The organism is Pseudoalteromonas sp. ESRF-bin5 (assembly GCF_002632075.1).
Taxonomy (GTDB): Bacteria; Pseudomonadota; Gammaproteobacteria; order Enterobacterales; family Alteromonadaceae; genus Pseudoalteromonas; species Pseudoalteromonas marina.
In genome coordinates, this window is the sequence record NZ_NTLW01000150.1 from 1 (window position 1) to 5,738 (window position 5,738).

The 5,738-nt window shown below is 39.5% G+C and carries 7 protein-coding genes; 5 read left to right on the top strand and 2 right to left on the bottom strand.

The features are described 5' to 3' along the window. The 5 genes from BCG07_RS08450 to BCG07_RS08470 form a co-directional block, all read left to right on the top strand. A partial coding sequence (locus tag BCG07_RS08450) for a TorF family putative porin (protein WP_286889781.1) occupies nucleotides 1–492 on the top strand: 492 nt, incomplete at its 5' end. A 521-nt stretch (nucleotides 493–1,013) separates the two neighbouring features. Further along, a complete protein-coding gene (locus BCG07_RS08455) occupies nucleotides 1,014–1,727 on the top strand; it encodes a YIP1 family protein (RefSeq protein ID WP_286889783.1) in 714 nt (237 codons plus the stop codon). A 55-nt stretch (nucleotides 1,728–1,782) separates the two neighbouring features. Then, entirely contained in the window at nucleotides 1,783–2,949 is a 1,167-nt protein-coding gene (locus tag BCG07_RS08460) for an efflux RND transporter periplasmic adaptor subunit (protein WP_286889785.1), read from the top strand. Next, nucleotides 2,949–3,656 (top strand): ABC transporter ATP-binding protein, encoded by a 708-nt coding sequence (locus BCG07_RS08465; protein WP_006794234.1) that lies wholly within the window; start codon nucleotides 2,949–2,951, stop codon nucleotides 3,654–3,656. Before BCG07_RS08460 ends, BCG07_RS08465 begins: the two co-directional genes overlap by 1 nt. Further along, complete coding sequence (locus BCG07_RS08470; RefSeq protein ID WP_006794233.1) at nucleotides 3,649–4,887, top strand: ABC transporter permease; 1,239 nt, start codon at nucleotides 3,649–3,651, stop codon at nucleotides 4,885–4,887. Before BCG07_RS08465 ends, BCG07_RS08470 begins: the two co-directional genes overlap by 8 nt. 13 nt (nucleotides 4,888–4,900) lie before the next feature. On the opposite strand, the gene BCG07_RS08475 is transcribed toward BCG07_RS08470, so the two are convergent. Together BCG07_RS08475 and BCG07_RS08480 are read right to left on the bottom strand one after the other, a co-directional pair. Beyond that, a complete protein-coding gene (locus BCG07_RS08475; RefSeq protein ID WP_008127820.1) occupies nucleotides 4,901–5,230 on the bottom strand; it encodes a Bor/Iss family lipoprotein in 330 nt (109 codons plus the stop codon). Continuing rightward, nucleotides 5,227–5,538, bottom strand: a complete 312-nt coding sequence (locus BCG07_RS08480) for a Bor family protein (RefSeq protein WP_010557717.1) — start codon at nucleotides 5,536–5,538, stop codon at nucleotides 5,227–5,229. Before BCG07_RS08480 ends, BCG07_RS08475 begins: the two co-directional genes overlap by 4 nt. Nucleotides 5,539–5,738 lie beyond the last annotated feature (200 nt).

The following is a 5,738-nucleotide window of genomic DNA, read 5'->3' on the forward strand; positions in this document are numbered from 1 at the left end:
TTTTATGCTGGTACATGGGTATCTAATGCATCTTGGGCTGACGAAATGACCTACGAGCTAGATTTTTACGCAGGCTTTGGTGGCGATATTAGCGAAGGTGTTAGCTACGATGTAGGTTACATTTATTATGCTTACCCAGACGCGGCATCAAGCGCAGATGCTGATTTCTCAGAAATTTACGGTAGCATCAGTGTTGAAGGCTTTACCTTTGGTGCATCAGTGCTTGCTACATCTGCTGCAAGTGGCGACGGTACAGACTTTGGTGACTCACTTTATTTAACAGCTGATTACGGCTTTGCCGTAGGCAGCAATGGTACAGAAATGGCTTTACACATAGGTCATTATTCTGGCGATTTTATTGGTGACGAAGACATCATTGATTACGGTGTGTCTGTATCAAAAGATGGATTCACATTTGGCGTATCAGACACTGATATGGACGAGTCAGATGTAAAAGTTTACGTTGCTTACGCTGTAGACTTCAGCCTATAAACAAACATGTGTTACTTGCTGCAACTGAAGGGCCATTTGGCCCTTTTTTTTATACTTAAGCAAATTTGTTTAAGTATTCATGATTGTATAACTAGAAGGCAGGTTCTTACTATATTAGGTTAAATTGGACTTTTCAAAGCTTAGCCTTTTGATTACTACGGAAAGTAAAAATGAAACCAAAAGTGGTGATAAAAAACCAAAAGCATTATATATCGCAACAGATAACCCTAGCGGTCTGAGTTTATCTGATAGCTAATTAAATAAATGGCTGTATTTGCATTAGATACAGCCATAACAACGTGATTATTAAGCCCCACTCCCTATGGCTTAACCATATTAAAACAATCTAGCAACTATAGAGCTTAACAATACATCTTTGATTTATTGCTTTTATAACACCCACCCTTGTTAACAATCGGTTACAATTGAATAAAATTAGTACATAATTTTTCCTATATTATTAATCTATCCATTGGTATCACGTGTTTACCAAATCACATATAGGTTATTAAGGAATAATAATGAAATCACCTAACGCATTTAGCGCCCTTCTCGATATTTACATTAGTCCAAGCAAAGCTTTCAATGGTGTTGAACACGCCAAAGGTTGGTCATGGCTTGCTTTTATAGCAATCTCTTTAGTTTCAATGGCGAGTATTTATATTTTTTATTCTACCGTTGATATGCAGTTTTTGATTAACGAGCAATTTGCAGCTGCAAGTGTTGATGCAACAATTGGCGAGCAAAAAATGATTCGCCAAAGCATTGAACAAAACGCCGAAATACAAGTATGGATTAGCATGATATCAATCGTATTAGGTACTGCAATCATAGCCGCGATAATGGCTGTGTATTATATGCTCATTGCTAAATTAGACCCAGAGTCAGAGCACAGCTATGGTGCTTGGTATGGTTTTACTATTTGGACAATAATGCCAAATATTGTTTTGAATTTAGGTACGATAGCACTTGTACTTAGTGCAAGTACCGATCAAATATCTCAAACAGCAGTATTTAACTTTGATTCAATTAATCAGCTTGTTGTTGGGTTAGAGCCTGGTAGCGCATTTTATACATTACTAGAATCATTAAAGCTAAGTAGTCTTTGGGGGATTGGACTAGGAATGGTTGGCTTAAAATGTTGGACAAATTTTTCAACAAATAAAGCGTTACTTTTCTCGGCGCTTCCAACACTCGTTATTTTTGGTATTTGGGCAATTATTGCCGCAATGTAATTAATAAGCAGAGGTATTTTACCTCTGCGCTACTTATTCACGGACAGATGTATATATGAAAAAAGCAATAATAATAACGATAGCTATAGTCGCTTTTGTAGGCCTAATCGTCTCTAAGCAGGTGACCGGTGATAAAAAGCAAGCCCAAGTGAATATTGCGCAGGTTGAGCAAGGGAATATTGCTGATTCAATCATGGCGTCGGGCAATCTAGTTTTTAATACCCAAGTGCAATTGCGCTCTGAGGTAACTGGTCGTGTAGATAAGGTATTTGTAGAAGAAGGGCAAAGCGTTAAGCAAGGGGATATTTTAATGCGCCTTGATACAACGGCCTTCGAATCAGAAGTAAACCGAAACCAAGCCGTTCTACGCGCTACCGAAATTGAAATAAAACATAGCCAAACTCGCCTTGCTAATTTAGAGCGCCAATTAAAAAGGCAAAAAGAGCTATACGATGTTGGATTAGGAAATCAAGAAAGCTTTGAAAATATCGAAAGTGCTCGCGATCTAGCAAAAATAGATATCGAATCACGCAAAGAGTCATATAACCAAGCGCAAGCGTCGCTTCAAATTGCACAAGATCGCCTAAGTAAAAGTGTATTTAGAGCGCCAATGAGTGGCTTACTAGCATCGGTTAATATTAAAGAAGGTGAAACAGTTATTGCAGGCACAACTAATATTATTGGTTCAGACCTTATGCTTGTTGCCGACCCTAGCGCTATTTTAGCAGAGCTTAGAGTTGATGAAACAGATATAGCCAGCATAAAACTAAATCAACAAGCTGATATTTATGCCGCAGCCTACCCTAACGAACCATTTAGCGGCAAAGTGATTAATATTGGTACATCAGCTAAAAACCAACCAGGTTCGCAAGGGCTTTCTTTTAGAGTTAAAGTATTATTAGACCCAACAGATCGCCAACTTTATGCGGGTATGAGTTGCCGAGCAGAAATTGCCACCAGTATTGCCGAAAATGGTTTAAAGCTCCCTATTGAAGCAATACAAAAAGAAGAGGGTAAAACCTTTGTATGGCGCTTAAATAGCGATAATACCGTGAGTAAAGTAATAGTAAGTGTTGGTATTTCGTCTGACATTGAGCAAGCTATAACAGAGGGGCTAAGCAAAGGCGATAATGTGGTTATTGGCCCCGCTCGACCAATTAGCAAGCTGCAAGAAGGCGATGTTGTTTCACTTAAAAATGACGCAGACGAGGAAACATTATAATGTCTGCGGTAATTAAGTTAGAACACATTAACAAACAATATGTAATGGGCGAGCAAGTATTTAAAGCGTTAGATGATGTAAATATCGTCATGAATGAAAATGAATACGTAGCCATTATTGGCCCTTCAGGCTCAGGTAAATCAACTTTAATGAACTTACTTGGCTGCTTAGATACACCCACTAGTGGCGATTACTTTTTAAAAGATAAGCTTGTAAAAAGTATGACCGAAACCGAGCTTGCCCATCAACGTAATGAGAGCGTCGGATTTATTTTCCAAAGCTTTAACTTACTGCCTCGCGCATCTGCACTTGAAAATGTAATGCAGCCCTTGGTTTATCGTTTTATACCCGCAAAACAACGCAAACAAAAAGCACTTGAAGCATTGCAACGCGTTGGTCTTGGCGACAAAGTTGATCACCTATCAAGTCAGCTTTCGGGTGGGCAACGTCAACGTGTAGCCATTGCTCGCGCATTAGTAACTAAACCACATATTTTACTGGGGGATGAACCCACAGGTAATCTTGATAGCAAGACCACAGCAGAAATAATGACCTTGTTTGATGAACTGCATAATGAGGGGCACACTATTATTTTAGTAACCCACGAGCAAGAAATTGCAGACCATTGCCAACGGGTTATTCGCTTGGTAGATGGTAAAGTAGTGAGTGATGTAAAAAAAGGCGAAGGAGAAAAACAACATGTTTAAATCTGCCATTGCCATTATGGAAGGAACAAAAGCAGCATTAATGGCTATTAAGGCCAACGCAATGCGCAGCGCATTAACCTGTTTAGGTATTATTATTGGTGTTGCAGCCGTTATAACTGTGGTTGCAGTTATGCAGGGCTTTACTAAACAAATTAACGATCAACTTGCTGACATGGCACCCGATGTAACCTCAATCAAACCATTTACAAGCATCGAGCAAGAAATGGTTGGTAAAAACGCAAAACTGACTTACTCCGATTTTCTAACACTAAAAGCACGTATAAAAGAAGCCGAAACACTAACCGCACTTATGTTTACGTGGCGTTTTTCTGGTGGAGCTGAATACGGAAATAAAAGCCATTCATCACGCGTGATGGGAACCGAACAAGATTACCAAAAAGCATACCGCACGTTTCCAGAATTAGGCCGCTTTATTCGCGCGGAAGATGACGAAAAACGCCGTCGGGTTGCGTTTATTGGTCCTTCTATTATTGAAAAGTTAAATTTACCCGATAACCCAGTAGGCGAATATATCAAACTTGGTGGCGAATGGTTTAGGATCATTGGAGTAGCCGAAAAACAAGGTAGCTTATTTGGCTTTGATCAAGATGATTATATAAATATTCCGATCAGTACCATGAGCGCGTTAGAGGGTGCTAGCAGCACGAGTAACGTGCAAATAATGTTTAGACTTAAAGAAGGGGTCGATGAAGAGCTTACTTTAGCTAAAATAACGCGTATTTTACGCCAATTACATAAATTAAAAGACGGAGAAGAAAACGACTTTGAATTTGAAACCGCTGAAAAAGCCCGTGCTAATGTTGATAAGTTTACAGGTAGCGCCACGGCAATCACTGCTGGTATTGTTGGTATAAGCCTTGTTGTAGGGGGGATTGGCGTAATGAATATTATGCTGGTATCGGTGACTGAACGTACCCGAGTAATAGGCACTCTTAAAGCATTGGGCGCAACACCCGGCTTTATTATGCTACAGTTTTTGGTGGAAGCCGTAGTGCTATCGTTATTTGGCGGACTCATTGGCTTAGCTATAGGTTATGGTGCTGCCGCATTGATTTCGTTTATGGTTCCCAGTATGCCGGATGCTTACATACCTGGTTGGGCTGTGATGCTATCGTTCGGTTTTACGTCACTTATCGGTATTATATTTGGCTTAGCCCCTGCTATTAAAGCGGCAAGGCTAAACCCTATTGAAGCATTACGATACGAATAATCAGCATCAATCTCTACTCAGCTTTAAAAGGTACCTTAGTGCAGCTCACTTCAACTGTTTTAGGGTACCAAGCCGGGCCTATCTGATTAACTACAACCTCCGCTACTCCATTACTAAATGACTTATACGTGTGCACCGTTTGCCATTGTCCTTGTGGACAATGCTCACTTAAGTCAACCGCATCAGATCCCTCATACAAAGCTAAAGCAAAATTATGATGCCACTGAGAACTATTGTGCGACTGGTTATTAACTTTTTCAGGTACACCATTATCAAAGTAAATATTTGTGCAACCAGTTAACATAGCAAAAGTAATACTGCCTAAAATTAATTTAAGATTCATAACGCCTCCTGCGTATTTTGCTCTTCACACCATACCTTTATGGTATGTGGTGAATAAATGCCTAGCGTAATTAAACCCAACGCACCATCGCTAAATGTTTGTTGCGACTGCATTTGAGCCGCTTGTGTATCTGTACAAATCTGTTTTACATCCACACGTTCCTCTCCTACTAACCCCCATAAATAAAATGGACGGCTATCTTCGTAGGTCGCTTTACTTGTAATTTTTGCGATAGCGTGTGGCTGTATGGTAACCGCAGAACAGGCGCTTAAGCCTAATACTACAAACCCCATTATTAATGATTTCATGTTTGTCCTTACTTGGTACTTACTTTCAGTAAATAAACTTTACAGTAAACCAGTAAAATAATGAGTAAAAAGCTGTGCGAAAAATGTAGCCAACCTTACAGATTTCAAACAGTTTTTTACACAAAAAAGGCCGCAAAATTGCGGCCTTTGAGTAAGTTTAGTTTCAGCTATTAAAACTTAGCCAAATTATTTACATTGTC